The following is a 2,551-nucleotide window of genomic DNA, read 5'->3' on the forward strand; positions in this document are numbered from 1 at the left end:
GTCGGGGACCCGGTCGTCCTCGTCGCCAACGGCCCGGTCGCCGGCGCCCACGTAGTGGAGTACGCCTAAATGTCCAACCTTCTCAACCTCGAACGTGTGTCCAAGGCCTACGGCGTGCGCCCGCTGCTCACCGACGTCTCGCTCGGCGTCGGCGAGGGCGAGCGCATCGGCATCGTCGGCCGCAACGGCGACGGCAAGACGACGCTGCTCGAGGTGATGACCGGCCTGGAGGAACCCGACACGGGGCGGGTCTCGATGTCGCGGGGGCTGCTGATCGGCTACCTGCACCAGGGCGACGAGCTCGTCGACACGCACACCGTGCGCGAGGCCGTCCTCGGTGGGCGCGCCGACCACGAGTGGCTCGCCGACTCGACCATGCGCGGCGTCGTCACCGAGCTGCTGGCCGGCGTCTCCCTCGACCGGCCTGTCCTCGGCCTCTCGGGTGGCGAGCGTCGCCGGTGCTCGCTGGCCGCCCTGCTGCTCGGTGAGCACGAGCTGATCGTGCTCGACGAGCCCACCAACCACCTCGACGTGGAGGCCGTCGCCTGGCTCGCGGGACACCTCGTCCAGCGGTCCTCGGCGCTGGTCGTCGTCACCCACGACCGCTGGTTCCTCGACGAGGTCTGCCAGACGACATGGGAGGTCCACGACGGCGTGGTCGACTCCTACGAGGGCGGCTACGCGTCGTTCGTGCTGGCCAAGGCGGAGCGGCAGCGCCAGGCCGGCGCGTCCGAGCAGCGCCGCCAGCAACTCGTCAAGAAGGAGCTCGCCTGGCTTCGTCGCGGCGCCCCCGCGCGGACGGCGAAGCCGAAGTTCCGGATCGAGGCGGCCAACCAGCTGATCGAGGACGTGCCGCCGCCGCGTGACCGGCTGGAGCTGCAGAAGTTCGCCGCCCAACGGCTCGGCAAGGACGTCATCGACATCGAGCACGTCGACCTGGCCCGCGGTGAGCGCCGGCTGCTGACGAACGCGACCTGGCGGCTCGGCCCGGGCGACCGGGTCGGCATCGTGGGCGTCAACGGTGCCGGCAAGACGTCGGTGCTCTCCTTGATCGCCGGCGGCCTGTTGCCCACCGCGGGCCGCGTCAAGCACGGCCGCACCATCGCGATGGAGCACCTCACCCAGGACATCGACGAGGTGGACCCCAACGGCCGGGTGCTGCCGACGATCGAGGCGATCGCGCGCGTGACGCGCACCGCCACCGGATCCGACATCACCGCGACCTCGATGCTCGAGCGCTTCGGCTTCACCGGCGACAAGCTCACGGCGCGTCTGGGCGACCTCTCCGGTGGCGAGCGCCGCCGCTTCCAGCTGCTCAAGCTGCTGCTCAACGAGCCCAACGTGCTGTTGCTCGACGAGCCCACCAACGACCTCGACATCGACACCCTCAACGTCCTCGAGGACTTCCTCGACGGCTGGCCGGGCACGCTGATCGTGGTCTCCCACGACCGCTACTTCCTCGAGCGGGTCACCGACTCGGTGTGGGCGCTGCTGGGCGACGGCCAGATCTCGATGCTGCCGCGCGGAGTCGACGAGTACCTCGAGCGGCGAGCCGCCGGCCTCGACTCGGTGGCGTCGCGCGCCATGACCGACGCGTCGACCGCCTCCGGCGGGACCGGGGCGGGGCCCGCGAAGGTCAAGTCGGGCTCGGCGGAGGAGCGGGACGCCCGCAAGGCCGTCTCCCGGATCGAGAAGCAGATCGCGCGTATCGACAAGCAGGAGAAGGCGCTCAACGACGAGCTGGCCGCGTCCCTGACCGACTTCGACCGGTTGGCCGACCTCGGCAAGCAGCTCAGCGCCGTGCAGGAGGAGAAGGAGAGTCTCGAGCACGAGTGGCTCGAGGCGTCCGAGCTCCTGCAGTAGGTCAGGCCTCGGACGTGCTGAACGGCACGAGCAGCGTGCGCAGCAGCGACGCCAGCGCGGTCTGATCGTCGACCGGCAGGGCGGCGATCAGTTCGGCCTCGGCCTCGAGCAGGGCACCGAAGGCCCCGTCGACGGTGGCCTTGCCCTCGGGCGTGAGGCGAACCAGCACGCCACGACGATCGCGGGGGTCGGGCAGTCGCTCGACCAGGCGGCGACCGGCGAGGCGGTCGACACGGTTGGTCATGGTGCCGCTGGTCACCAGGGTCTCGCGCAGCAGACGACCGGGAGAGAGCTCGTACGGCGCCCCCGCGCGCCGCAGCGCGGCCAGTACGTCGAACTCCCAGGACTCGACGGCGTGGGCCGTGAAGGCATCGCGGCGGGCCAGGTCGAGATGGCGGGCCAGCCTGCTGATGCGGCTGAACACCTCCAGGGGCCCGAGGTCGAGGTCGCTGCGCTCGCACGCCCAGGCCTCGACCAGGCTGTCCACTTCGTCGCGCATGGCGGCAGTCTGTCAGACCGATCGAGAATCTTGACATCGAGACATATGCCCGCGCCCGCGGTAACGGGAGCCGCACCGTGCCTGCCCCCTCGCGCTACCGAACAGTCGGGTGGGGCAATCGCGCCGGAGGCAGCCGTACCGTTCGGTAGCGTCGACGGTCAGTTGTCGGCCGGCCCGGGCCTGGTCGTC

Annotated in this window: 2 protein-coding genes; one reads left to right on the forward strand and one right to left on the reverse strand. The window is 71.0% G+C overall.

Going from position 1 to position 2,551, the window contains the following annotated elements:
- Positions 1-69 precede the first annotated feature (69 nt).
- Positions 70-1,863 (forward strand): ABC-F family ATP-binding cassette domain-containing protein, encoded by a 1,794-nt coding sequence (locus RMO85_RS00645; protein WP_310525808.1) that lies wholly within the window; start codon positions 70-72, stop codon positions 1,861-1,863.
- 1 nt (position 1,864) lies between these two features.
- Here RMO85_RS00645 and RMO85_RS00650 read toward each other — a convergent pair whose 3' ends face one another.
- The gene (locus tag RMO85_RS00650) at positions 1,865-2,362 is read right to left on the reverse strand and encodes a MarR family transcriptional regulator (protein ID WP_310525809.1); all 498 of its coding nucleotides are present in this window, start codon (positions 2,360-2,362) and stop codon (positions 1,865-1,867) included.
- Positions 2,363-2,551: the final 189 nt, after the last annotated feature.

This window comes from Nocardioides sp. (assembly GCF_031422975.1).
GTDB lineage: Bacteria > Actinomycetota > Actinomycetes > Propionibacteriales > Nocardioidaceae > Nocardioides.